The organism is Aeromonas sp. R1-2, assembly GCF_040908505.1.
In the GTDB taxonomy this organism is placed as follows: domain Bacteria; phylum Pseudomonadota; class Gammaproteobacteria; order Enterobacterales; family Aeromonadaceae; genus Aeromonas; species Aeromonas veronii.
On sequence record NZ_JBFODU010000057.1, the window covers coordinates 54,644 to 79,675 of the forward strand.

Annotated in this window: 26 protein-coding genes and 1 pseudogene; 13 read left to right on the forward strand and 14 right to left on the reverse strand. The window is 61.0% G+C overall.

The features are described 5' to 3' along the window. Positions 1-221 precede the first annotated feature (221 nt). The 4 genes from AB5Y76_RS19800 to tapT form a co-directional block, all read right to left on the reverse strand. Complete coding sequence (locus tag AB5Y76_RS19800; protein ID WP_005340360.1) at positions 222-647, reverse strand: hypothetical protein; 426 nt, start codon at positions 645-647, stop codon at positions 222-224. A 194-nt stretch (positions 648-841) separates the two neighbouring features. Further along, a complete protein-coding gene (gene yaaA, locus AB5Y76_RS19805) occupies positions 842-1,615 on the reverse strand; it encodes a peroxide stress protein YaaA (protein ID WP_064338818.1) in 774 nt (257 codons plus the stop codon). A 47-nt stretch (positions 1,616-1,662) separates the two neighbouring features. Further along, a complete protein-coding gene (gene tapU / locus AB5Y76_RS19810) occupies positions 1,663-2,772 on the reverse strand; it encodes a type IVa pilus ATPase TapU (RefSeq protein ID WP_005340356.1) in 1,110 nt (369 codons plus the stop codon). A gap of 28 nt (positions 2,773-2,800) precedes the next feature. Continuing rightward, positions 2,801-3,835, reverse strand: a complete 1,035-nt coding sequence (tapT, locus tag AB5Y76_RS19815) for a type IVa pilus ATPase TapT (protein ID WP_005340354.1) — start codon at positions 3,833-3,835, stop codon at positions 2,801-2,803. 39 nt (positions 3,836-3,874) lie between these two features. Here tapT and AB5Y76_RS19820 point away from each other — a divergent pair, with 39 nt between their 5' ends. The 5 genes from AB5Y76_RS19820 to AB5Y76_RS19840 all read left to right on the forward strand — a co-directional run bounded on the left by AB5Y76_RS19820 (position 3,875) and on the right by AB5Y76_RS19840 (position 6,871). Further along, positions 3,875-4,576, forward strand: coding sequence for a YggS family pyridoxal phosphate-dependent enzyme (locus AB5Y76_RS19820; RefSeq protein WP_263719099.1), 702 nt, complete (start codon positions 3,875-3,877; stop codon positions 4,574-4,576). Positions 4,577-4,718: 142 nt separating this feature from the next. After that, positions 4,719-5,543, forward strand: coding sequence for a pyrroline-5-carboxylate reductase (proC, locus tag AB5Y76_RS19825; RefSeq protein WP_263719100.1), 825 nt, complete (start codon positions 4,719-4,721; stop codon positions 5,541-5,543). An 11-nt stretch (positions 5,544-5,554) separates the two neighbouring features. Further along, the gene (locus AB5Y76_RS19830; protein WP_263719101.1) at positions 5,555-6,106 is read left to right on the forward strand and encodes a YggT family protein; all 552 of its coding nucleotides are present in this window, start codon (positions 5,555-5,557) and stop codon (positions 6,104-6,106) included. Continuing rightward, positions 6,106-6,408 carry a DUF167 family protein YggU gene (gene yggU / locus AB5Y76_RS19835; protein ID WP_005340341.1) on the forward strand — a complete coding sequence of 101 codons (303 nt, stop codon included), beginning with the start codon at positions 6,106-6,108 and terminating at the stop codon, positions 6,406-6,408. The genes AB5Y76_RS19830 and yggU overlap by 1 nt, the downstream gene beginning before the upstream one ends. Before the next feature lie 43 nt (positions 6,409-6,451). Beyond that, complete coding sequence (locus AB5Y76_RS19840; protein WP_005340339.1) at positions 6,452-6,871, forward strand: DUF4426 domain-containing protein; 420 nt, start codon at positions 6,452-6,454, stop codon at positions 6,869-6,871. A 101-nt stretch (positions 6,872-6,972) separates the two neighbouring features. On the opposite strand, the gene AB5Y76_RS19845 is transcribed toward AB5Y76_RS19840, so the two are convergent. The 7 genes from AB5Y76_RS19845 to AB5Y76_RS19875 form a co-directional block, all read right to left on the reverse strand. Beyond that, on the reverse strand, positions 6,973-8,169 hold the full coding sequence (locus AB5Y76_RS19845; RefSeq protein WP_005348874.1) for a NupC/NupG family nucleoside CNT transporter: 1,197 nt from the start codon (positions 8,167-8,169) through the stop codon (positions 6,973-6,975). A gap of 182 nt (positions 8,170-8,351) precedes the next feature. Then, positions 8,352-9,287, reverse strand: a complete 936-nt coding sequence (locus AB5Y76_RS19850) for a LysR family transcriptional regulator (protein WP_185900079.1) — start codon at positions 9,285-9,287, stop codon at positions 8,352-8,354. A gap of 82 nt (positions 9,288-9,369) precedes the next feature. After that, positions 9,370-9,906 carry a glutathione peroxidase gene (locus AB5Y76_RS19855; RefSeq protein ID WP_263719102.1) on the reverse strand — a complete coding sequence of 179 codons (537 nt, stop codon included), beginning with the start codon at positions 9,904-9,906 and terminating at the stop codon, positions 9,370-9,372. Between the two features lie 58 nt (positions 9,907-9,964). After that, positions 9,965-10,528: an NnrU family protein gene (locus tag AB5Y76_RS19860; protein ID WP_263719103.1), complete on the reverse strand. Its 564-nt coding sequence runs from the start codon at positions 10,526-10,528 to the stop codon at positions 9,965-9,967. Between the two features lie 232 nt (positions 10,529-10,760). Continuing rightward, the gene (locus tag AB5Y76_RS19865) at positions 10,761-11,894 is read right to left on the reverse strand and encodes a glycerate kinase (protein WP_263719104.1); all 1,134 of its coding nucleotides are present in this window, start codon (positions 11,892-11,894) and stop codon (positions 10,761-10,763) included. Between the two features lie 9 nt (positions 11,895-11,903). Further along, a complete protein-coding gene (locus AB5Y76_RS19870) occupies positions 11,904-13,166 on the reverse strand; it encodes a GntP family permease (RefSeq protein WP_005340326.1) in 1,263 nt (420 codons plus the stop codon). A gap of 118 nt (positions 13,167-13,284) precedes the next feature. After that, on the reverse strand, positions 13,285-14,400 hold the full coding sequence (locus AB5Y76_RS19875) for a sugar diacid recognition domain-containing protein (RefSeq protein WP_150995719.1): 1,116 nt from the start codon (positions 14,398-14,400) through the stop codon (positions 13,285-13,287). A 209-nt stretch (positions 14,401-14,609) separates the two neighbouring features. Between AB5Y76_RS19875 and AB5Y76_RS19880 the strand changes: the two genes are divergently transcribed. Both AB5Y76_RS19880 and AB5Y76_RS19885 read left to right on the forward strand, forming a co-directional pair. After that, positions 14,610-14,984 carry a YacL family protein gene (locus tag AB5Y76_RS19880; protein WP_101530225.1) on the forward strand — a complete coding sequence of 125 codons (375 nt, stop codon included), beginning with the start codon at positions 14,610-14,612 and terminating at the stop codon, positions 14,982-14,984. A 66-nt stretch (positions 14,985-15,050) separates the two neighbouring features. Further along, the gene (locus tag AB5Y76_RS19885) at positions 15,051-15,347 is read left to right on the forward strand and encodes a hypothetical protein (RefSeq protein WP_005340323.1); all 297 of its coding nucleotides are present in this window, start codon (positions 15,051-15,053) and stop codon (positions 15,345-15,347) included. A 67-nt stretch (positions 15,348-15,414) separates the two neighbouring features. On the opposite strand, the gene AB5Y76_RS19890 is transcribed toward AB5Y76_RS19885, so the two are convergent. After that, positions 15,415-16,152, reverse strand: a complete 738-nt coding sequence (locus tag AB5Y76_RS19890) for an ABC transporter substrate-binding protein (RefSeq protein WP_263719105.1) — start codon at positions 16,150-16,152, stop codon at positions 15,415-15,417. A 120-nt stretch (positions 16,153-16,272) separates the two neighbouring features. On the opposite strand from AB5Y76_RS19890, the gene AB5Y76_RS19895 reads away from it, so the two are divergent. The 3 genes from AB5Y76_RS19895 to AB5Y76_RS19905 all read left to right on the forward strand — a co-directional run bounded on the left by AB5Y76_RS19895 (position 16,273) and on the right by AB5Y76_RS19905 (position 19,402). After that, positions 16,273-17,103: a CPBP family intramembrane glutamic endopeptidase gene (locus AB5Y76_RS19895; protein WP_263719106.1), complete on the forward strand. Its 831-nt coding sequence runs from the start codon at positions 16,273-16,275 to the stop codon at positions 17,101-17,103. A gap of 200 nt (positions 17,104-17,303) precedes the next feature. Then, a complete protein-coding gene (locus AB5Y76_RS19900; RefSeq protein WP_263719107.1) occupies positions 17,304-18,620 on the forward strand; it encodes a sphingomyelin phosphodiesterase in 1,317 nt (438 codons plus the stop codon). Beyond that, positions 18,617-19,402, forward strand: coding sequence for a hypothetical protein (locus AB5Y76_RS19905; protein WP_263719108.1), 786 nt, complete (start codon positions 18,617-18,619; stop codon positions 19,400-19,402). The genes AB5Y76_RS19900 and AB5Y76_RS19905 overlap by 4 nt, the downstream gene beginning before the upstream one ends. Positions 19,403-19,404: 2 nt before the next feature. Here AB5Y76_RS19905 and AB5Y76_RS19910 read toward each other — a convergent pair whose 3' ends face one another. Then, positions 19,405-20,625, reverse strand: coding sequence for a DEAD/DEAH box helicase (locus AB5Y76_RS19910; protein ID WP_263719109.1), 1,221 nt, complete (start codon positions 20,623-20,625; stop codon positions 19,405-19,407). A 143-nt stretch (positions 20,626-20,768) separates the two neighbouring features. Here AB5Y76_RS19910 and AB5Y76_RS19915 point away from each other — a divergent pair, with 143 nt between their 5' ends. Beyond that, positions 20,769-21,596: a transporter substrate-binding domain-containing protein gene (locus AB5Y76_RS19915; RefSeq protein ID WP_263719110.1), complete on the forward strand. Its 828-nt coding sequence runs from the start codon at positions 20,769-20,771 to the stop codon at positions 21,594-21,596. Between the two features lie 59 nt (positions 21,597-21,655). Here the strand turns inward: AB5Y76_RS19915 and tpx are convergent, their stop codons facing one another. Next, a complete protein-coding gene (gene tpx / locus AB5Y76_RS19920) occupies positions 21,656-22,156 on the reverse strand; it encodes a thiol peroxidase (protein ID WP_005341463.1) in 501 nt (166 codons plus the stop codon). 184 nt (positions 22,157-22,340) lie between these two features. Here tpx and AB5Y76_RS19925 point away from each other — a divergent pair, with 184 nt between their 5' ends. Both AB5Y76_RS19925 and AB5Y76_RS19930 read left to right on the forward strand, forming a co-directional pair. Further along, positions 22,341-24,788 carry a zinc/cadmium/mercury/lead-transporting ATPase gene (locus AB5Y76_RS19925; RefSeq protein WP_263719111.1) on the forward strand — a complete coding sequence of 816 codons (2,448 nt, stop codon included), beginning with the start codon at positions 22,341-22,343 and terminating at the stop codon, positions 24,786-24,788. A gap of 115 nt (positions 24,789-24,903) precedes the next feature. Next, positions 24,904-25,032, forward strand: a pseudogene (locus AB5Y76_RS19930) (IS3 family transposase); the annotation flags it as partial.

Consider the following 25,032-nt stretch of genomic DNA (forward strand, 5'->3'; position numbering starts at 1 on the left):
GATGGCTCCATACTTGAATGGCACGGCTCATTCGCTGATTCAAGTAGCACCCATGTGACGCTTCCAATCTGTCTTTTTCCCCGCGCCTCCTCTGAGGCGCTTTTTTTGTGCCGACACAACAGGCCACCACCCAAGCTGAATGGCCTGAACGCCACAAAATCTGCACCAGCCCAAAAACCAAGAGGCGAAGGATCATCCTTCGCCTCTGACGTAACAGCTGGCTACTCGCTCTGGGGCAGGAACTGCAGTTCAGGCGCCGAGGAGGTCAGCACATCGGCGCAATAATCCCAGGTCGAGATGCGATAGTGCTGCAGATCTTCATCCAGATGCAGGCCGTCCGACTCCTGATGGAACCAGCTGGCAAAACGGGATGGGGTGATGAGCTGGATCTGCTCTTCGATAGCGTGACTATCCTTCCCCTCGGCCAGATCGCAATCTTCGATAACCCGCAGGGCGTAGATATGGCGAAAATAGACCCGGCAGAGGATTTGCGGGGGTAGATCGATGCTGCGTGCCCGCCCCAGCATGATGGTCAGAGAGTCGCTCCAGAGATCCTGATGCAGCTCGGCAACGACCAGCCCGGGTGGGAGCTGGCGGGACGGAGCCCAAGGTACGGCAACCTGCCGAATGGCATTTTTCTGTTCCATATTCACCTCACGACGACTCGCTCCCTGTCTTGAGTCTATCTGAACCACATAGTCCCGGCGAAGGCAATCGATGGACAATAAAAACGGCAATAAAAAAGCCGACGTATCAAACGTCGGCGAATAAAAAGTGCTTACAACAGAGGATTCACATATTCAGACCCGTGGGTCGAAAGATTGGTTCCCTCTTTTTGTAATTAATTTTCGGCGCGTTTAAACATCAGGGTATTGGCGTCCGACTCTTCCGGTACGAAGTAGTAGCCCTCGGCGTTGAAACCGGTCAGCTGCTCCACCTCGGTCAGACGGTGCTTGATGATGTGGCGAGCCATCATGCCGCGCGCCTTCTTGGCGTAGAAGCTGATGATCTTGAACTGGCCGTTCTTCTCATCCTTGAACACCGGCGTGACAATCCGCCCTTTCAGGCTCTTGGGTCGTACCGACTTGAAATACTCGTCGGAGGCTAGATTGATCAGCACTTCATCCCCCTGCGCTGCCAGCGCGTCGTTGAGGTGGTGAGTGATCACCTCCCCCCAGAACTGGTAGAGATCCTTGCCGCGGCTATTGTCGAGCCGGGTCCCCATCTCCAGCCGGTAGGGCATCATCAGATCGAGTGGGCGCAGCACGCCGTAGAGGCCGGAGAGCATCCGCAGGTGCGCCTGAGCGAAGTCAAAATCGGCCTCGCTGAAATCCTCTACCGCCAAACCGGTGTAGACATCCCCCTTGAAAGCCAGAAGCGCCTGACGGGCGTTGGCGGGGGTAAAATCCGGCTGCCACTCGGCAAAACGGGCGGCATTGAGACCGGCCAGCTTGTCGCTGATCTTCATCAGAGTGGCGATCTGGTCAGGGCTCAGTTGGCGGGCCCGGCTAATCAGTTCGGCGGAGTGATCCAGCAGCTCGGGTTGGGTGAAACGGGGTGTCACCAGCGGTGACTCGTAATCCAGCGTCTTGGCCGGGGAAACCACAATCAGCATAACGTTCCTTTATGGCGAGGGGCCGAACGGCAGAGCAGCCCCATGATTCATTCATCCAGCGTCACATTGTCCAGCGTACCGGTGCCGAGCCGTTCGCGACCGGAGAGCTTGATCAGCAATCGCAGGTCGTTGGCCGAGTCGGCGTGGGCGAGGGCCTCACTGTAGCCAATCTGGCCGGCGCAGAACAGGCTGAAAAGCGCCTGATCGAAGGTCTGCATACCCAACTCGGTCGATTTGGTCATCACCTCCTTGAGGCGATGCATCTCTCCCTTGCGGATAATGTCGGTGATGAGCGGAGTATTGAGCAGGATCTCGAACGCAGCGCAGCGCCGCTTGCCATCCATACTCGGCACCAGCTGCTGGGCGACGATGGCCTTGAGGTTGAAAGAGAGATCGAACAGGAACTGGCGGTGTTTGTCTTGCGGCACCAGATGGAGGATGCGATCCAGCGCCTGGTTGGCATTGTTGGCATGCAAAGTGGCGAGACAAAGGTGTCCCGTCTCGGCGAATTGCAGGGCAAACTCCATGGTCTCCTGACTGCGGATCTCGCCGATCAGGATCACGTCCGGCGCCTGACGCAGCGAACTTTTCAGCGCCACATCGAACGACTCTGTGTCGATCCCCACCTCTCGCTGGGTCACCAGACTGCGACCATGCTGATGGACGAACTCCACCGGGTCTTCCACCGTCAGAATGTGACCATCGGCATGCTGGTTGCGATAGCCGATCATCGCCGCTTGGGTAGTCGATTTGCCCGCCCCGGTGGCGCCGACAAACAGCACCAGTCCCCGCTTGGCCATCGCCACCTCTTGCAGGATCTTGGGTAGCTGCAGATCTTCAAAGGTGGGAATGCGGGTCTCGATACGCCGCACCACCATGCCGGGCAGCTCCTGCTGCCAGAAGGCACTGACCCGAAAACGACCAAGCGCCTCGCGATAGATCGCGTAGTTGGCCTCCTTGGTGCGAATATAACGCTCGAAGTGATCGCTGCTGAGGGTATCCCTGACCAACGTCAGCGCCCCCTTCTTGTCGAGCGCTTCCCCCCCCAGCGACACCAGATGGCCATTCACCTTGAGGGTGGGCGGCGAGCCCACCGTCACAAACAGATCCGATCCCTTTCGCTCGACCAGCTCGCTCAGCAGATCATCCAGATTCATCATCTATCCCTCCCTGGGTGCGAGTCGCTTAAATGCTGTTGGGATCGACGGCCTTGGCCTTGGCATCGAGGGATGCCACCACGCCACGACTCACCAGCTGCTTGAGGCTCTGATCCATGGTCTGCATACCGTGGGTCATCCCGGTCTGGATCACCGAGTAGAGCTGGGCAATCTTGTCCTCCCGGATGAGGTTACGCACCGCCGGAATGCCCATCATGATCTCGTGGGCCGCCACCCGGCCGCCGCCAATGCGCTTGAGCAGGGTCTGGGAGATGACCGCCCGCAGGGATTCGGAGAGCATGGAGCGCACCATGTCCTTCTCCGCGCCGGGGAAGACGTCGATGATACGGTCGATGGTCTTGGCCGCCGACGAGGTGTGCAGGGTGCCAAACACCAGATGGCCGGTTTCGGCGGCGGTCATGGCCAGACGAATGGTCTCAAGGTCGCGCATCTCGCCCACCAGAATGATGTCCGGGTCTTCCCGCAGTGCCGAGCGCAGGGCGTTGCTGAAGCTCTTGGTATCACGGTGCACTTCCCGCTGGTTCACCAGACAGCGCTTGTTCTCGTGGACGAATTCGATGGGGTCTTCGATGGTGAGAATGTGGTGATGGAAGTTCTCGTTGATGTAGTTGACCATGGCCGCCAGGGTGGTCGACTTACCGGAACCGGTCGGGCCGGTCACCAGTACCAGACCCCGCGGGAACTCGGCGATCTTGCGGAAGATCTCCGGCGCATCGAGATCCTCGAGGCTCAGCACAGTGCTGGGGATGGTACGAAATACCGCGCCCGAACCGCGCGCCTGCTGGAAGGCGTTGACCCGGAAACGGGCCAGATTGGGCACCTCGAACGAGAAGTCGACCTCGAAGTTCTCCTCCAGCTCCTTGCGCTGATGGTCGTTCATGATGTCGTAAATGAGGGCATGCACTTCCCGATGTTCCAGGGCGGGCAAATTGATCTTGCGAACCTCACCATCAACCCTGATCATCGGGGGAACCCCGGCCGAGAGGTGTAGATCCGAGGCTTTATGCTTTACACTGAAAGCCAATAACTCTGTGATATCCATAGACTTGTCATTCTCCCATCACAAGATCACTAACGAAATATGAACCAGATTGCCCAGCACCTGTTTCAGGTAAAGGAACGTATTGCCCAGGCCGCCGAACGGGCGAGCCGCAACCTGCAGCAGATCCGCCTGCTGGCCGTGAGCAAGACCAAGCCGGTCGAGGCCATCATGGCTGCCCATGCCGCAGGTCAGCGCTGCTTTGGCGAATCCTACGCTCAGGAAGCAGCGGCCAAGATCGATACCTTGCGCCAGCAGCCGGAATATAGCGACATAGAGTGGCACTTTATCGGCCCTTTGCAATCGAACAAATCCAAACTGGTCGCCGAACGATTTGACTGGGTACAGAGCGTGGATCGGGACAAGCTGATCGACCGCCTCAACAACCAGCGTCCAGCCAGCATGGCACCGCTAAATGTTTGTCTGCAAATCAATATTAGCGGAGAGAGCAGCAAATCCGGAACGTCGGAACAAGAGATTTTCCGCCTTGCCGAGCTGGTCTCTCACAGTGAGCGACTGGTGCTGCGGGGGCTGATGGCCATTCCCGAGCACACCAGCGACGAGGGCGTACTGGCCGCCCAAATGACCCGTATGCAGACTCTGTTCACCGAGCTTGCGCGACAATACCCCTCGGTGGATACCCTCTCGATGGGGATGACCGAAGATCTCGAACTGGCGATCGCCCACGGTAGCACCATGGTGCGGGTCGGCACCGCCATCTTCGGCGCCCGTGACTACTCATAGGCAAGGCCAGCGGATAACCCATACGTCCGCTTCTTGCCGCGACTTCATCAACAGGAGCGTTTGATGGAACACCAAATTCTGGCGTCTGGTGGTGCAGGCAGCACCCACCCCGCCGCGACCCCATGTGCTACAGGAGCATCTGATGCAGCATAGAACGCTGGCCTTTATCGGCGCGGGCAACATGAGCCGCAGTATCATCGCCGGACTGGTCAAGGCGGGTTATCCCGCCGGGCAGATCACTGCTGCCAACCCCAGTCTGCCCAAGCTGGAGGCGCTGGCGAGGGAACATGGCATTCGCATCACCCAGAGTAATGCCGAGGCAGCCCGAGGCGCCGAAGTGATCGTGCTGGCGGTCAAACCGCAGCTGATGGCCGGCATGCTGGCAGCACTGGTTGAAGAGCTGGGATCCCTTGAGGGCAAGCTGCTCATCTCCATCGCGGCCGGTATCAAGGTGGCGCGCCTTGGCGAGATGGCCGGTGGCCATGACCGCATCATCCGCACCATGCCCAATACCCCGGCCCTGCTGGGTCTGGGCATGACCGGTCTCTATGCGCCCGAGCATATTGGAGCCAGTGATCGCGAGTTTGCCGAGCAGATGATGCAGGCGGTCGGCAAGACCCTCTGGGTAGAGCAGGAGTCCAGCATCAACGGCATCATCGCCGCAGCGGGCAGTGCTCCGGCCTACTTCTTCCTCTTTATGCAGGCGATCGCCGAAGAGGCGGAGGCGATGGGTTTCTCGCCCGATCAGGCACGCCTGCTGGTGCAGCAGACCGCGCTGGGCGCAGCCGCCATGGTGGAGCAAAACCCGGAGCTGGCGCTGCAGACCCTGCGTGAACAGGTGACCAGCAAGGGCGGCACCACAGCCGAAGCCATCAAGACATTCCAGCAGCAGGGGCTGATGCCGCTGACTGCGCAAGCCATGCAGGCGGCCGTTGCTCGCGCCACCGAAATGGAAACCCTCTTCTAACAGGAGCCCAGATGAACACTGCTTACTTTCTGATTAACACCGTTTTCGATCTCTACCTGATGGTGATCCTGCTGCGCGTCTGGCTGCAGTGGGCCCGTGCCGACTTCTACAACCCGATGAGCCAGATGGTGGTCAAGCTGACCAATCCGCTGGTGATCCCGCTGCGCCGTGTGATCCCGGGCTTGGGCGGCATCGATCTCGCTTCCGTGGTGCTGGCGCTAGCTGTCGCCTTCGCCAAGCTGGCCCTGCTCAAGAGCATGAACGTGCTGCTGGCGGACTGGCTCAGCATCAGCCTGTTTGCCGCGCTGACTGTGCTGAAGAAAGCAGGCTCGATGATCTTCTGGGTACTGCTGATCCGCGCCATCCTGAGCTGGGTCAGCCAGGGCCGCAACCCCATCGAATACGTGATGCATCAGTTGACCGAACCGTTCCTCGCTCCTATCCGCCGCGTACTGCCGGCACTGGGCGGGCTGGATCTCTCGGTGCTGGTCGCCTTTATCGGCCTGCAAGCCATCAACTACCTGCTGGGTGACCTGTTCGGCCAGCTGTGGTGGATGATTTGATGCCAGCCGTCCTGCAACAAGGGGATGAACTGGTACTGCATCTGGTGATCCAGCCCAAGGCGAGTCGGGATCAGATTATCGGATTGCATGGCGAAGAGCTGAAAGTGGCCATCACGGCGCCGCCGGTCGATGGCCAGGCCAACAGCCATCTGATCAAGTTTCTGGCCAAGCAGTTCAAGGTGGCCAAGGGACAGATCACCATAGTGCGGGGCGAGCTGGGGCGACACAAAACCGTCGCCATCGACAGCCCCAAACAGTTGCCGCAAGAAGTGAGTGCGCTGCTGAATGACACGCAAGGCTGAATGAATCGGCCTGCGCCAACCGTAGATATGAGAGGGATGACAGATGAAAACAGCCTGGATGAGTGGCCTGCTGGCACTGCTGATGACCCTGCCGCTCAAGGCAGAACAGATGAAGGAGCTGGGGCCCTGGCTAGTGCACTACAACGCCTTCAACTCCAGCTTCCTCACACCGGAGGTCGCCAAGGCGTATGGACTGGAGCGCAGCCGCTACAACGCCATCATCAATATCGCGGTACAGGACAAGCAGAAAGTGGCGCAAGCCGTGGGGATCACCGGCGAGGCCAAGAACCTGACCGGTACCATCCGCACCCTGAACTTTCAGGAGGTAAAAGAGGGCGATGCCATCTACTATCTGGCGACCCTCCCCTACCGCAACGAAGACACCTATCAGTTCACCCTGAAGATCATGGGCGGTGGGCAGCAACAGAACCTCAGCTTCCAGCAGACCTTCTACGTCGACTGAGCAGAAACATGAAACCCCGACCAAGGCCGGGGCTTCATTTTATCCATATGACAAGGGCGCCATCAGGGCGCCCTTGTTACATCTATCCCGTACCGCAACGGTTACAGGGCGAGGAACAGACCGGCCAGACAGGCACTCATCAGGTTCGCCAGCACGCCGGAGAGAATGGCGCGCATGCCGTAACGGGCGATGAAGGATTTGCGCTCCGGCACCATGGAGCCCAGACCACCGATCAGGATCGCCATGGAGGAGATGTTGGCAAAGCCGCACAGGGCGAAGGTCACGATGGCCTTGCTCGACTCGCTCAGGGTCTGATCCTGCACCAGACCGATGAAGGCGACGAACTCGTTGACCACGATCTTGGTACCGATCAGGGCGCCAGCGGCTTGCGCCTGATCCCAGGGCACGCCGATCAGCCAGGAGACGGGGGCAAACAGCCAGCCCAGTATGATCTGGAAGCTCAGATCCAGCCCCACCAGACCACCAGCCCAGCCGAGCAGGCCATTGAGCATGGCGATCACGCCAACGAAGGCCAGCAGGGTCGCACCGACTGCCACCGCAATATTGAGGCCGGACATGGCGCCATCGGCCGCCGCTTCGATCACGTTGGTAGCGCGGGGGATCTCCACATCCTGATGGTGATCGACCTCTTCAGCTCCCGGCGGCACCAGGATTTTGGCCATCGCCAGACCGGCAGGGGCTGACATGAAGGCGGCAGCGATCAGGTATTTCAGCTCAACCCCGAGGCTGGCATAGCCCACCAGGGTGCCACCGGCGACGGAGGCGAGACCACAGCTCATCACAGCGAAGAACTGGGAGTCGGACATCTTGGAGAGGTAGGGTTTGACCACCAGCGGCGCTTCCACCATGCCGACGAAGATGTTGGCGGTCGCGGAAAGACTCTCGGCACGGCCGGTGCCCAGCAGCTTCTGCAAGCCACCACCCAGCAGGGCGATCACCCGCGGCATGATACCGATGTGGTAGAGGATGGCGATCACCGCGGAGAAGAAGATGATGACCGGCAACACGTTGAAAGCAAAGATGAAGCCCAGCTTGAACTTGGCCAGATCGCCAAACAGGAAGGCGATCCCCTCCTGGCCATAACCGATCACGCTGCTTACGCTCTCGCTGACCCCGTTCAGGACGTGCTGACCGGCAGGCAACCAGAGCACCAGACCGGCAAACATGATTTGCAGGCAGAGGGCAAGGCCAACTGTTCGCAACGGGATACGACGACGATTATCAGAGCAGATGACGGCAAGCGCCAAGATACTCAGGATGCCGAGCAGGGCAATCATAGGGACTCCATCAGGTGGGGCAAAAGATGGGCGCGGATTCTGCGCCTCTCACCCCGTCACTGCAAGTCCGCTTGGTTACAAGCCTGTTAGAAAAAACGTTTGCACGATATCGGTTGTGCCAACTGGCTGATTTGGTTCGATTTTAGTATCAGAAGAAATCGAGAGTTCTTATATGGAAACAATTATTCCTCACCGCCGGACAATTTCCCCCCGAGCCAGGGGGCCAGTCGCTGCTCCCAATAGGGTTCGGGGCCAAAGCTGGCCTTGAGGAAATCGATGAAGAGACGGATCTTGGGATCCAGATGTTCGCGCCGGGCATAAACGGCGTGTACCGCCATCTGCTGGTTCGGTCGCCACCCTGGCAACACCGGGATTAACTTGCCGCTCTGTAACTCCTTGTCCAGCAAGTAGTTGGCGATATAGGCGATGCCGAGCCCGGCCAGTGCCGCATCCCGCACCGCCTCCGCCATATCCACCCGATAGTTGCCCGCCACCTGCACCGTCTGGCGCTCCTTGCCCTGGCGAAACGACCACTGGTGATAGCGCCGCTCCCGACTCTGGTAAGTGATGCAGTTGTGCTGGGCCAGATCCTTGGGATGAAGCGGCGTGCCGTGGCTCAGCAGGTAATCCGGCGAAGCCGCCACCACGAAGCCGATGTCGGCCAACCGCTGTCCCACCAGCCCTTCCGGCTTGTCCTCATAGGTGGTGAGCCAGAGATCCAGCCCCTCATCCACCAGATTGGTTCTGTGGTCGAACAGCGAGACTTCCAGCTCCAGCTCGGGATAGCGATCCTGAAACGCCTTGAGATGAGGAATGACGTGCAGACGACCAAATGATTGGCCCACCCCGAGATGGAGCACGCCGCTCACCTTGCCGCGCCGCTCGGCGATCATCGAGTCCGCCTCCTGCGCCACCGCCACCAGCGCATGACAGTGACGGGCGTACTCCTGACCCAGCTCGGTCAGGACAAAGCGGCGGGTGGTGCGCTGTACCAGCTGGGCGCCAAGGGTGGTCTCCAGCAGCGCCAGCTGCTTGCTGATATGGGATTTGGAGACCCCAAGACGACGGGCGGCGGCAGAGATCCCCTGCTCGCGCACCAGCGCATCGAAGATCACCATTTGAGGAAGACGTTGCAGCACAGGATAACCGGATTGAGTGGCGGGAGCCCATTATTCCAGAGCCGCCCGCCAAGGGGTAGGGTCAGAGCCCCAGCGCCCGGGTAATCTGCAGTTTGAGGGGGTCGTCAGCCGGATTCTGGTTGGCGCCGTAGCTGGCGATCAGCTTGCCATCGCGCCCCACCAGATACTTGTGGAAGTTCCAGTTCGGCTCATCCCCATCAGCGGCCGCCGCCAGCCCCTTGAACAGTGGCACAGCATCGGAGCCCCGCACCGCTACCCGATTGAACATCGGGAAGGTGACGCCATAGTCGCGGCGACACACCTCGGCGGTCTTGGTCTCGTTGCCCGCCTCCTGCCAGAAATCGTTGGAGGGGAAACCGAGAATAATCAATCCCTTATCCTTGTAGCTTTGGTAGAGCTGCTCCAGATCGCGAAACTGGCCGCTGTAGCCGCAGTAGGAGGCGGTATTGACCACCAGCACCACCTTGCCCTCGGTCAGCTGACAGAGGTTATGGCGCTGAGAGTTGTTTAGCTCCCGCATCTCCACATTGAAATAATCTGGGCACGCCGAAGAGGCCGCGCTGGCCCCCAATAACAGCAACAGAGTGAACCATTTCATCGCCAAGACTCCTTTTGTTTTGTCCATCATACGCGGTTACCAGAGCCGCAGTTCACTCTCAATGCAGGGGAATGCCGGTCAGCCAGCCGTGGCCCCAGAACACCAACAGCGCGGTGGCAGCCAGGCCCGCCCCGACGCTGATGCCAGTGCCCGTCCAGTTAGCCGCCGGGCGGGGATATCGCTGCCAGTCCCGCACCGAAATCCAGACCATGCTCACCAGCGCCCACAGCCCGATGCCGCCAAACAACACCAGAGATCGCGCCTCGCTGTTGACCAGCAGATGGGCCACCGCCCAGAGCAGGGTACCGAGCAGTTGGGGATGCACCAGCCAGCGGCGCAGATGGTTGGGCCCCTGGCCGGAGAAGAACAGGATCAGCGCAAAAGGCATCATCACCGCCATGGTCGTCGGCCCCCACTCCGGCAGGAAGTAGAGCGGCAGCGAGCTGGCCGAGCGCCAACCGGCGATGATGCAGGCGATGGCGATAAACACCAGCAGGGAGAAGAGCCCCTTGTAGCGATTCTCACCCAGCCGTTCTCTCAGTCGCGCCCGATGGGCCACCGCAAAACAGGGATAGAGATGGATCAGGGTAAACAGCGCAACCCCCAGGGTCAGCAGGAACATGAGTCTCTCCTTGTACTTGGTACGACCACTATGCCGTAAAGGGAGATGTGCGCCTATCAAAACCGCGCTTACCCATGGAGTCAAAAGTGTGGCAAGACAAAGGAGCAGAAAGAAAAGAGCCGATCACGATGGATCGGCAAATAAGTGCCAGGGCAGTCAGACATCTCGCGGGATGGGAGATGCCCCAAACGGGGATATTGAGTGGCCGATGGGGCGCATCGGCCGAACCGGATCAGCCCTTGAGCTGATAGAGCGCTGCTACGTTGCGCGCAGTGAGTTGAATGTTGGTGCTGGCGCTCTCCAGCGCCTCCGGCAGAGACATGGCGCGGTTGACCACAGCGAATACCGCGTCCAGACCGTGATCATGTACCACACCGCAATCGTCGGTCAGGCAACCGGAGATGCCGATCACCGGCTTGCCGAACTGCTTGGCGCAACGTGCGACACCGATTGGCGTCTTGCCATGGATGGTCTGGCTGTCGATGCGCCCTTCGCCTGTGATGACCAGATCCGCATCGGCCACTTCCTCGGCCAGTTTCAGCGCTTCGATGACGATCTGGATGCCGGGCTTGAGCTCGGCACCAAGCAGACCGACCAGTGCGGCCCCCATGCCACCGGCAGCGCCCGCCCCCGGAATATCCTTCACCTGCTTGCCAAGGGCCTGCTCAATGCAGTCGGCATAACGGGAGAGGTTGGCATCGAGCTGCGCCACCATCTCGGGGGTCGCCCCCTTTTGCGGGCCAAACACCGCAGAGGCGCCTTTCGGGCCGCAAAGCGGGTTGTTCACATCGCACGCCACCTCGATAACCAGCTCGCTCAGACGCGGATCCAGACCGCTCAGATCGATGGTTGCGAGCTCACTGAGACCTGCGCCGCCCAGCTCGATGGCTGAGCCATCCGCTTTGAGCAACTTGCCGCCGAGCGCCTGGATCATGCCGGCACCGCCGTCATTGGTGGCGCTGCCGCCGATACCGAGGATCAGATGCTTCACCCCCATCTCCAGCGCGGCCAGGATCAGCTCACCGGTGCCGAAGCTGGAGGTGAGCAGCGGATTGCGCTGCTCGGGCGCCACCAGATGGATGCCGGAGGCGGCGGCCATCTCGATGACGGCGCGCTCGCCATCACCCAGCAGACCGACGAAGCCCTGTACCTTGTTGCCAAGAGGCGCAGTCACTTCGACCGGCAGGATGCGGCCACCGGTGGCATCCACCAGCGATTGCACCGTACCTTCACCGCCATCGGCCATCGGCAATTTGACGTAGGTGGCGTTCGGCAGCACCTGCTTGAAACCGGCCTCGATGGCATCAGCCACCGCCATGGCGCTCAGACTCTCCTTGAATGAATCGGGGGCAATAACAATTTTCATATCAATTCCTTAGGCGAGGCCAAACACGCCAAACATCAGGGTGGAGACAGTGGCAATGGTCAGACCGACTGCAGTTTCGTAAGGGATAAGTTTCAGGCGCTCACCCACCCCCATGTGGACGCTGCCACCGGTGGCATGGAAGAAAGAGCCGTGAGGCATGTGGTCAAATACGGTGGCACCGGCATGGATCATCGCCGCTCCGGCCAGACTGCTGATCCCCAGTTCAATCAGGGTGGAGCTGAATACGTTGGAGGCCACCACGGTACCGGCGGTGGTCGAGGCGGTCGCCAGCGACATCAAAGCACCGGAGATAGGCGCCAGCAGGTAAGAAGGCAGACCGGAAGCGGTCAGGCCGCTGATCAGCACATCTTTCAGACCGGAGTTGGCGATGATGCCTGCCAGGGTACCGGTACCCAGCAGCATGATGGCGACCGGCGCCATGCGGGCGAGGCCGGAGACTGCAAACTGGTTCACCTTGCTGAATTTACCCATCATCAGGGCACCGACCAGACCACCGAGGGGCAACGCAATCAGCGGATCCACCACGATACCGGCAACAGGACGCAGAGCCAGCAGCAGGATGGCGACCAGCGGCGCGCTGATGGCGGCGGCAAAGCCTGGCAACTTGGCACCGGCAAAGCTCACCACTTCATCAGCAGCAACCTTGCTGCCCTTGTTGTTCAGCCGCTTGGCCAGCCAGTAGGCCATCACCAGACCGAACAGGCCCGGAATGATGCCCGCCGCCATCACAGAGGTCAGGGGTAAATGGAAGGCATCAGCCGCGGCAATGGCGTTGGGATTGGGGGACATGACGTTACCCGCCTTGCCGCCGCCGATCATCGCCAGCAGGATGGCCGCCTTGGAGAGGTCGGCACGGCGGGCGATGGCCAGCGCGATGGGGGCGACCGTGATGACGGCCACATCCACGAATACGCCGACCGCAGTCAGGATCAAGGTTGCCAGCGCCAGCGCCAGCAGAGCGCGGGTTTCACCCAGCTTCTTGACGATAGTCTCGGCGATAGTGGTGGCCGCCCCCGATTCGATCAGCACGCCCGCCAGCACACCGGCCGCCAGGATCCGCATCACCGCAGTGGTGATCCCCTGGGCACCGCCGATCATCAGGGCGACGGTCTGGGTCAGATCGGCACCGCCAATCAGGCCACCGGCCAAAGCCCCCACGATCATGCCGTAAGCGGGCGGCACCTTCTTCAAAATGAGGATGATGGCGATGGAGAGCGCCGCGATGGCGCCAAGGGCAGTAACCGGGATCATGACGGACACCTTCAATGGGAGTGAATGGCCGCCATTATGGAGATCTGCAATCAGAATGCTTTGGCTGAATAGCCAAAAATCACATCATGTAAATGTATTTTTTTGTCTAAAATTACAATCACAAGTCGAGATTAAGGCCGAGATAGAGCAAAAATTTGTCGTCTAACTTGTTGAAATTCAACCCGGTTATCTGCTCTATTCGCCCCAGCCGATAGCGCAGGGTATTGGGGTGAATGAACAGCGCTTCGGCACAGCGATGCAGATCACAATCCTGCAAGAAATAGTGGCGCAGGGTCTTCTGCAGCGCCCCCTTGCCATCTTCCCGGGCCAGTTTCTGTAGCGGTGTGCGCAGCTGATCCGCCTGCCAGGAGTCCGCCAGACTGCCGAGCAGCACTGGCAAACGGTAGTCCTCAAAGAAGTAGACCTGTTTGCGCGGCGCCTGCCGCATGCCACGGCGCAGGGTATCTCGCGCCGTCTGGTAAGAGCGCGCCAGCCCGTCGATCCCGGCGAAGTAATCGCCCACCGCGATATGCACCTTGAAGTGGGGAATGCGGGCCAGCAACTGCTTGATCCGGCTGCGCTCCTGCGCCGATTGCCAGACGCCATCACTCAATTGCGCCGGTTTGAGCACCACTATCTCGTCGAGCCCGTTGATGGCGACCAGATTGTCCCGCTCCGGATTTTCCAGCTGATGGACCAGCTCCCGCAGACGCGACGGATCCGCCTCCTCCAGCGCCAGCACGGCCACCACCCGAGGCTGGGCCAACTCCAGCCCGAGAAAGCGGGCCGCCTGCTGCAATTGATCGACTCGCCCCTCGCCCCGAATGAGCTGCAACACCAGCTCCTCCTTGTGGCGCTTGTCCCACTGCAACTGCTCGGTGAGCGCCGCCTGCTCCAGGATCAGCTCTGCCGTCATTCGCACCAGCTCGGCGTAAGCACGCACTTCCTCCGGATCGCCGGAGATACCGATCACCCCGATCAGCTCCCCCTGATAGGAGATGGGTAAATTGATGCCGGGTCGCACCCCTTTGAGCTGCAGGGCTGTCGCTTCGCTGATCTCCACCACCCGGTTTTCGGTCAGCGCCAGCACAGCCCCTTCGTGGCGCTGATGAATCCGCTCCGGATTGCCGGACGCAATGATGAGGCCGTGTTCGTCCATCACGTTGACCGAGAACGACAGGATCTTCATCGCCCGTGCGACGATCTGACGGGCAAGGTTATCGTTTAGCTGCATAACATCTCCGGACAAGGGGCTGATCTGGCTACGTCACCACGAGGCGATTCAGGGCACATGGGCGCAAAGATGCCACATCATCAAGACAAGCGAGAGGGGGATCGCTAGAATAGGCCACTTTACCCGATGTGTGCCCCGCCATGGAGCAGGACTTGCGTGCTTGCACCCGCCTGCCCGTGATGGCCCATCCCTCCGATCTGGACTGTGCTATGGATTATGAATTTCGCCGCGACCCGTTTGGTGGCTATCGCGCCCGGTTCTCCATGGGCCATGAAGCCATCGGTCAGTGGCTGATCGACGAAGTTGGCAAAGATGAAGATAAGCTCGACGAGCTCTTCTCCATCATTGATCAGCTCTCCAACCGCACCCGAGTCGAATACCGGCTCAACGGCGGTGACTACTCCCTGCTGCTGACCCATGAAGAGGCGGAGGTGAAAGCCAACGCCCTCAATATCGAGCTGGGTGAGGATCTTGACGATCTCGCCTACTACGATGATGAACAGCTGGCCATGTGCGGGCTGGAAGATTTTGCCCAGGTGCTCACCTCCTGGCGCGCCTTTATCCGTAACGAGGATATGGGCTGATTGACCCAATGTCGGATTACTATGTCGGGCAAACGTGCCCTTTTGCCTAACTCAACAGGATTGACTATGTCTATTTACGATTTTGATGACGAACTGCCGGAAGACGAAGAACAGGAATCCACCAAGAAAGCGGCTGCACCTGCCAAGAAGAAAGGCAAGCAGGTGATGAACACTCAGGTCAACCTGAGCCCGCGCGATGCCAGCCGCCTGAACGGTATGCACGTTGAAGCGATCGCCACGCTGGACGACGTCAGCCTGCCGAAGAACGTCATCTTCAAGGCTGGCCTGATCGCCCTGGGCGAACTGGAAGCCAGCAAGCGCGCCGATATCATCGCCCGCGTGATTGCCGAATCAGGCCGCTAAGCGTCCCTGAAGGCAAATAGAAAGCCGGAGCCACTGCTCCGGCTTTTTGTTTTCCGGCCGTGCACTCTCAACGGCAATCGATCCCCTTTCCGGCTCGGGAGATCAGTTGGTCATAGCGACCATCGGCACGGGCGGCAGCCAGGGCATGATTGAAGCGCTCAAGCAGGCTGGCGGCCTCCGGGTACTGCCGTGAAATGATCAGGTAAAAGGTGTCGCTCTGGCGAAAGTGGGGCAATGCCTGCAGATGGCAGGGATCGCCAAACAGTTGGCGGCTGGCATCCCGGGTCACCGTCTCGTTCATCGGCAGCAGATCGATCCGTTTACGATCCAGCAGTTGCAGACACTGTGCCAGGGTCTTGGGGCGCTGCAGATCCAGCCCGAAACGCTTGATCACCCCGTCGGCATGGCTGGTACTCCACCCCAGCGGAATACAGACACGCAACCCTTGCCAGCGGCCAGCCTGAATGGCCTCGCTCCCCCGATAGGTAAACCAGGAGAGGCGATCAATATGAATGGGAGCGCTGTAGTGGAAGAGCTTGGCCCGCTCGGCAGTCCAGGCGTAGGGGAAGGTGGCCGCGACCAACCCATTGCGGGTCAACTGATAGCCGCGGGGCCAGGGCAGGTAGTCGACCTGGATCTCTCGATACCCGGCCTCTTGCAGCAGGGTCGTCACCAGCCGGGTGCTCTCGCCACCATCAGGCAGGGCCTTGCCGGTATATGGGGTGAACTCACCGGTCACCAGCAGCAAGGGTGCGGCCTGCAGCCAGACACACCAACAACACAACAACCACAGATAGTGCTTCATCAGCTGCTCTCCCTTTACCCTGTTGATGAGTATAGAGAAGGGATCCGACCACCTCCTGCGCGGTTGTCCTGCTGACGCCCTCTTGTTAAGGTTGCCGCCAGCCTCGTTCAAGGAGATCCAATGTTACCCCTCCCCGACTCATTTATCTGGGGCGCGCTGGCGCTGGCCGTGCTACTTGCCCTCTTCCGCCAACGTCTTCCCGCCTTTGCCCTGCTGGGACTCTCCCTGCTGCTGGCACAGTGGCTTGACCGAATGACGCTACCCGCCCTGCTGGTCTCGGTAGCAGGATTACTGCTGGCGTGGCGTACGCCAACCCTCCCCGCCCGCCGGGCGATGGCGGCCAGAGTGGTGCTGATCCTCTGGGCGATTGCGCTGACCCTGCACCTAATCCCCGGCTTCAACAATCTCAAGGTGCTGGCTCAGGCGCTGGCAGGCCCCGCCAGCGTGCCGTTCAACATGTATCTGAACCTCGACAAACCGCTGCTGCTCTTTGGCTTGCTGCTGGCCTGCCCGATGCTGCTGGGCAAGGGGGGCGCAATCCGCTGGCGCCCGCTGGCCCTGTTACTGCTGCCGCTGGGAGCCCTGCTGGTCATCGCCTGGCAGTTGGGGGCACTGAAACCGGAAGTGGGTCTGCCCCACTGGTGGTGGCTGTTTGCACTCAACAATCTGCTGTTCACCTGTGTGGCGGAAGAGGCGCTGTTTCGCGGCGCGATCCAGCAGGGGCTGACCGGGCGTTACCGCCCCTGGATTGGCATCGTCGTGGCTGCGCTACTGTTCGGAGCCATCCACTTGCCCGGTGGCCCACTGCTGGCGCTGTTTGCGACCCTGGCAGGCTGCTGCTACGGCCTGGCATTCCAGCTCAGCGGGCGACTCTCCGTGGCCATCCTGATCCACTTCGCCTTCAACTTCGCCCATCTGGCGCTCTTCACCTACCCGCTGGCCCACCGCTAATTCCTGAAGGCGCCTGACACGGGCGCCTTCCCTCGCTCCTCCCCCTCTCTCTTTAAGCGTGCTGCCTCGCTCGCTTTACACCTCCACAAAGCTCCAAACAAAACCAATTCATTTACTTGTAACCAAAATGTAAACAAGCTGACCTCTGCATTCGCCATAACAGTCACTTTCCATTGCCCTGCAACCAAAAGGATCCTGTGATGCAGAAAACCCTCAGTTATGCCGCCCTGCTGCTGGTCAGCCAGTTCCCGCAACTGGCACTGGCCGATACCGATGTCTATCTCACCAACAACAGTCCTGAACCGCTTCAGATCGACATCCGCCAAAGCGGCAGCGGCCAGCTGCAACCCGGCAGTCAGTGGCTGCAGCACCGCACCGAGCTGGGCCCATGGGAGAGCGCCATGGTACTCAGCTTCAATCGCTATGAGGGGGTCAAGGCGGGCAAGAGCTATCTGTTCGAAACCCGCGTGACCACAGCGGGTGGCGACGTCTATCGCCTCAACCAGCTGATGGAGGGAACCTGGTGGAACACCACCTTGCAGCACGGTGGCGAGACGCCGACCGGCGCATCCGGTTGGCAAAACGATCGGGCGATCCATCGCGTTGCGGGACCACAAGAGCTGGCCTTTGCCGCCAAGTTCACCGGCCGTTACGACGATCTGCACTATATGATCACGCCTCCCCAAAAACGGGAGCAACCGGAACCGGCAGAACACAGGCTCAAGGTGGCCAGCTACAACGTCTGGGCACTGCCGGTGATCGCCTCCAGCATCGGCGAGCGGTTGACCTTGCTGCCTGATTATCTCAAGGGCTATGACGCCCTGCTGCTGCAAGAGGTATTCGATGGCCGCCGCGAGGGCTTTTTGCAGGCGCTGGCGAAAGAGTACCCCTACCAGACCAAGGTACTCGACAAGCCCGGGGTCAACATTCATGACGGCGGCGTGGTGATCGTCAGCCGCTATCCCATAGTGCGGGAGGCCCAGCTGGTCTATCCCCAATGCACCGGCACCGACTGCTTCGCCGACAAGGGGGTGATGTACGCCGAGGTGATCAAGGGGGGCAAGGCGTGGCACCTGTTCGCCACCCACACCGCCAGCTTCGACACCGACGAGGCCCGCAAGCTGCGCCAGATCCAGTTCGGTCAGATCCGCTCTCTGGCAGCCAGCCTGAAGATCCCCGCCAGCGACACCGTCATCTACGGCGGCGACTTCAACGTCAACAAACGCAAGTTTGCCGATGACTACGCCAACATGCTGGCCAATCTGAATGCCTATGAACCCGCCTATGGCGGCTATACCGAAGCCACCTTCGATCCCAGGATCAACCCCTATGCCGGTGGCCCACTCTCCGGTGGCGCCAACGTCGAGTATCTGGACTATCTGGTAGTGAGTCGGGAGTACGGCAACGCCAGCCACAACCTCAACACGGTCTGGATCCCGCGCAGCAGCGATGGCAGCCTCTGGCCCGCCAGCAACCTCTCAGACCACTTCCCGGTCAAGGGAGAGATCAGCCGATGACTCGCCGTTACGGGATACTGGCGCTGGCGATCCTGACCCTTTTGCTGATGAATCTGGGCTGGCAGGAAGAGCAGTCCCCGATATCGCCAGAACGGTCGGCGACGCCTTCTCCGGCCGATGTGCAGTTGCCAGCAGAACCGGGGAGCCCGCCTCCCCACATGCCAAACGCTGAGGGGATAGATGGCAAAAGCAAAGAAGTGCCCAGCAGCTGGCAGGCGATGCCGGATGAACTGATCAACCAGCTTGCCAGCGAGATCAGCGACAGCGAGTTGCCGCTGGCGCAGCGTGTGAGCAATCTGGAAGCAACAGAGGCCGGGTGGCTGAGCGAGGGGGAGAGTCTGATCCGGTTACAGGGGCGCTATGCCCTGGCGCTGGATCAGTTGGCGCAAGAAAACGAGCAGTTGCCGCTGGCTGAGCGGCTGGACGCCCTCAGCCGCTTGCAGGAGCAGTGGGCGGCGGATCATCCGGATCTGGCGGTGGATCTGTTCAACCCGGATGCCCGCCTGCAGCAAGCTCGTCAGCTGTGGGGAGATGAGGAGCTGGCCACCCTGGCCCGCCACTTCCTGCCCTCAGAGCAGGCCGAAGCCACGCTGGCGTTTGCCGAGGCGCGCCAGCAGCAGCTGGATCAACGCAGCCGCTACCAGCGAGAGCTGGCCGAGCTGGAGCAGCAACTGGCGGCCAGCCAACAGCAGATGGATCCTGCCCTGTGGCAACAACACAAGGAGGAGGTGTTGAGCCAGTGGCGTCGTGACTTCTTCGCGCGGGAGCAAGGCAAACCCTGAGGTCAGCGCTTGCCCTTGAACTGCTTGACGCTGCGTTTGGCCTGAGTACGGCGATTGGCCTGCTTGTCACGAGGGGGGCGCTTGCCCTCCCCGCTGGCAGGCTGGTCGGTAACCGAGAATCCAGCCAGATCGCCCAACGGCAGCTCGCGGCCGGTCAGGGTGCGGATAGCTTGCAGCATGTCACTCTCGCCATGACAAACCAGCGAGATGGCCAGCCCCTCGCGGCCAGCCCGGGCGGTACGACCGATGCGGTGTACGTAAACAGGGGCGCTGGCGGGCAAGTCCAGATTGATCACCACCGGCAGCGCCTCCACATGGATACCGCGCGCCATCAGGTCGGTGGCCACCAGCACCCGAATTTTGCCCTCTTTGAAATCGCCGAGCGCCTGCTCGCGTACCGCCTGCTCTTTTTCGCCATGGAGGGCAGCCACCGTAATGCCCGCCTTGGCCAGCTTTCTGGCAACCCCATCGGCATCATCCCGCGCACTGATAAAGACCAGCACCTGCGGCCACGCCTGCTCCTTGAGCAGGCTGATGAGCGCCGGCACCTTGCTGCTCTTGTTGACCAGATAGAGCCGCTCTTCGATCTCGTTCACCACGCTGTTGAGGGGGTTGGCCTCGATGCGGGTAGGCTCGCGCAGCAGGCCGTTGGCCAGCGCCTCCAGCTCGGCAGGCAAGGTGGCGGAGAAGAGCAGGGTCTGGCGATCCGCCGGAATAAAGCCGAGCAGCGCCTTGATGTCGGGAGCAAAGCCCATCTCCAGCAAGCGATCCGCTTCATCCAGCACCAGCAGTTGCAAACCATCCAGCCCCAACAGTTGCTGGGTCAGCAGATCCCGCAACCGCCCCGGCGTGGCGACCAGCAGCTGTGGCCCCTGCGCCAGTTCGGCCTGTTGCCGCTCCTGCGCAACGCCCCCACACAACGTCACGATGCGCAGCCCCAGCGCCTCGGCCCCCTCTTTTAGCGCGGCAGTGACCTGAATCGCCAGCTCGCGGGTCGGCACCAGCACCAGACCCTGCACTTGGCTGGAGGCAGGATCCAGCCGTTGCAGCAGCGGCAAGCCAAACGCCAGGGTCTTGCCGCTGCCGGTCTGGGCCAGCGCCAGCAGATCCTGCCCCGCCAGCGCCGCCGGAATCGCCAGCTGCTGGATGCGGGTCGGCGTCTGCAAGGTGGCGGGCAAAGAGGCAAGCAGAGCGGGATGGAGGGCAAGTTCGCTAAAGGTCATGGCGCTACGTCAACAAAGAAGTGGGAGGCGAAGTCTAGTGAGCGGGGGCCGAGAAGTAAAACCCTATCCATGATGGCCTGGCCGGGGGCGCTGGCGACCGGCTGACTACACTTTAGCTGACCCATCACCAAGAGAGACACGCCATGACCAGACACATCCCCCTTCTGCTGCTCGTGGTCACCCTGCTCGGCAGCGCCACCCTCGGCCTGTCGCAGACGCCGGAGAACGACGCCGCCCCCGAGCAGCCTAAACCGGTGCGCATCCTCAATGCCCACCTTGGCGAGCTGCCGGGGCTGATCAATGCCGACAAGACAGGCCCCTTTGTCGATCTGGTGCACGCCATCGATGATCTCTACCCCGATGTGACCATCAAGATCACCATCTACCCCATCGCCCGTGCCATGGCTGGGGTGATCTCCGGCAAGGCTGACCTGGGGCTGCCCGCCATCCGCAACCTCAAGGATATCGATATGCTGGCTTATCGCTTCAGTACACGCAGTTTTGGCAAGGTTGCCCATGTGATTTACAGCAATACCGCCTATCCGGTCACCACGGATATGGCCTACGGCATAGTGCCCACCAAACGGGATCTGCTAATCGAGGCGGTTCCCGACTATATGCCCTTCCCGGTGCAGCGCTCGATGAGTATCGAGCAGTCACTGCGCAAGCTCTCACGCGGCCGTATCGACGCCTTTGTCTGGGCGCAAGAGGAGGCTGACCTGATGCTCAAGCAGCTGGGGCTGACCAATATCAGGCGAGAATTTTTCGGAGATTTCGAGGATGTCTTCATCATCCAGAAAGGGGCAGCAGGTGATGAGATGGACGAATTTCTCCGCCAAGCCATCGATAAGCTGGCCGCCACCGGCAAACTGGCCGAGATCTACGAGAAGATCCACCGCCCCTATGTGGAGTGGCAACCCTCCCCACCCGCCAAGGCTGAACTGGCGACCACCCCGCCAGCTACGCCCTGAACGGACAATTCCCGCATAAAAAAATCCCGCCGAAGCGGGATTTTTCATGGCTTGCAGCCTTACAGCACGGCCAGCGCCGCAGCGTAGTTCGGCTCGTCGGCCACTTCGGCGACCAGCTCGCTGTGCAGCACCTTGTTGTCACCATCCAGCACCACGATGGCGCGAGCGGTCAGACCAACCAGCGGACCGGAAGAGAAGGCAACGCCGTAATCTTCCATAAAGGCCGCACCGCGCAGGGTGGAGAGGGTTACTACCTTGTCCAGCCCTTCGGCGCCGCAGAAGCGGGACTGGGCGAACGGCAGATCGGCGGAGATGCACAGCACGACAGTGTTCTCCAGCGCACTGGCCTGTTCGTTGAACTTGCGCACAGAGGTCGCGCAGGTCGGGGTATCGACGCTCGGGAAGATGTTCAGGATTTTGCGCTGACCGGCAAAGCTTGCCAGGGTCACGTCGGAGAGATCCTTGGCCACCAGAGAGAAGGGCTTGGCTTGCTCACCGGCGACCGGGAAGTGACCAGCGACGGAAACCGGGTTGCCTTGCAGAGTGACTGAGTTGCTCATGTGTTATGTCCTTTATTGGTGTAGTAAAAATCCGGGTGATCAGTATAGGGGCGGCGGGACCAGACAAACACCCGCGAAGACAAGGGATATAAAGGGGTTGACCTTGGACTTAACACCAAGGTTTAGACTCCTTCTCGGTAATCAGGGATCTCGCAGGGGCGGGATCCATCAAGAGGGACTCATCATGAGCAAATCCTGCTGCAATCATCAGCACGCCGCCCCCATCAAGGCCGTCAGCAAGGCGGCCCCCGGCCAGAGTGAACATCACCACGATAGCCACTGCTGCGACAACACCACGCCCGTCAGTTGCTGTTCAACCCCGACGCCTCATGAGCACGCATCCCGTGACGGCAATGAATCACCCGGGGATGAAGAGCCTCCCCGAGGAAGTTACCACGATAAAGCGTGCTGCAGTGCCCCCTTATCGCCGGCTCACGATCATAAGCATGAGCATGAGCACGATATGCCCCCTGCCGACCCGCTGGTTGCGCCGGAGCAAGGCAACAGCCGCCATAGCTGGCAGGTGATGGGAATGGATTGCCCCAGCTGCGCCCGCAAGATCGAGACCGCCGTCAGCCGGGTGAGCGGCGTGCAGCAGGCGCGCGTGCTGTTTGCCACCGAGAAGCTGGTGGTGGATCTGGCCCCCGGGCTCTCCCCCGATCCCGTCACCGCCGCCGTGCTGGCCGCAGGTTTCCAGCTCAAGGGGGAAAGCGCTGACAAGCAGGCAGCTGGCCGTAAGCAAGCTTCACAACCGCCCCTGCAAGGCAATCTATCTGGTCACTTTTTGGGCAAATATTGGCAGCCCCTGTCACTGGCCAGTCTGATGCTGGTCGCCGCCCTGCTGCCGAAAGAGCTCGGTCAGCCACTCTTTACCCTGGCCACCCTCTGGGGTCTGTGGCCCATCTCTCGCAAAGCGTGGGCGCTGACCAAAAGCGGCTCCCCCTTCGCCATCGAGACGCTGATGACGGTCGCCGCCGTGGGCGCCCTGTTCCTCGGTGAAACCGCCGAAGCGGCCATGGTACTGCTGCTCTTTATGCTGGGGGAACACCTGGAGGCCTACGCCGCCGGACGCGCTCGAGCCGGAGTGACCGCCCTGATGGCGCTGGTGCCTGACAAGGCGCTGCGCATCCGTACCACTGCCGAGGGCGAGGTGCGCGAAGAGGTCGGCGCCGATGAGCTGCGTCCCGGCGATATTATCGAAATCGCCCCGGGTGCCCGCTTGCCTGCCGACGCCCGCCTGCTCGACGCCCTCGGCGCGTTTGACGAGAGCGCCCTGACCGGTGAATCCATTCCGGTGGAACGTCGCCAGGGGGACAAGGTGCCGGCCGGCAGTCTGGCTGCCGATCGAGTGCTGCGCCTTGAAGTCGTCTCCGAGCCTGGCAACAACGCCATCGACCGCATTCTGCACCTCATCGAGGAGGCCGAAAGCGAGCGCGCCCCCATCGAGCGCTTTATCGACCGCTTCAGCCGCTGGTATACCCCGGCCATGATGCTGATCGCCCTGCTGGTGGTGCTGGTGCCGCCCCTTGCCTTCGGCCAGAGCTGGGAAGAGTGGATCTATCGCGGACTGGCGTTGCTGCTGATCGGCTGCCCCTGCGCGCTGGTCATCTCCACCCCGGCAGCGGTTACCTCGGCGCTAGCCGCCGCCACCCGTCAGGGGGCACTGATCAAGGGCGGGGCTGCACTGGAGCGACTGGCCCATATCGACACCGTCGCCTTTGACAAGACCGGCACCCTGACCCTGGGCAAGCCGCAACTGACCGAACTGGTGAGCCTCAATGGCCAGCCGGAGGCCGAGTTGCTGGCACTGGCTGCTGCCATCGAGCAGGGCTCCCACCACCCGCTGGCCCGCGCCGTGGTCGCCAACGCGACCGAACAGGGGCTGACGCTGGCGGAGGCTCGCGACCTGCGTGCCCTGCCGGGCATGGGGGTTGAGGGACGCATCAACGGTCAACTGTGGCAACTGCTGGCACCGAGCCGGGTGGCGACCCTGAATGTGGAACAGCAAACCCGGATTGCTTCGCTGGAGCGGCAGGGCAAGACCGTTGTGGTGCTCTGCCAGAGCAGCGGCGACCAAGCGCTGCCGATTGCCCTGCTGGCGCTGCGGGATCAGATCCGGCCCGAGGCCGCTACCGCGCTGCAAGAACTCAACCGACTCGGGCTCAACAGCATTATGTTGACCGGCGATAACCCCCGTGCCGCCGAGGCGATCGCCACCGAGCTGGGCATGGGCTGGCGTGCCGGCCTGCTGCCGGAGAACAAGGTAGAAGAGATCGCCAAGCTGGCCAGCACCCAGAAGGTTGCCATGATCGGCGATGGCATCAACGATGCCCCCGCCATGAAGCGGGCCAGTATCGGCATCGCCATGGGGGGCGGCACCGATGTGGCGCTGGAGACCGCCGATGCGGCGCTGACCCACAACCAGCTCGGCGGTATTGCCGCGATGATCCGGCTGTCGCGGGCGGCACTGGCCAATATTCACCAGAATATCGCGCTGGCACTGGGACTGAAGGCCATCTTCCTGGTCACCAGCCTGCTCGGCATCACCGGCCTGTGGATTGCGGTTCTGGCCGATACCGGCGCCACCGCGCTGGTGACCGCCAACGCCCTGCGCCTGCTGCGCAAACGCTAAGCCAGCCAATGGCATCCCAGCCAAAAGCCGTCCCCTAACCGGGACGGCTTTTCTTTTTCCTCTGTCCCGTCCTGAATATGGTTTACACCTTTCCCCCCAATAAATGGAGAACCCGATGGGACAAGGTGTGAAACGGACACAGCGCGATGACTCGCTGACTTTTAAACTGGCACTGGTCGAGCAGATTGAAAAAGGCGAGCTCACCTACAAACAGGCTCAGGTGCGTTATGGCATTCAGGGCCGC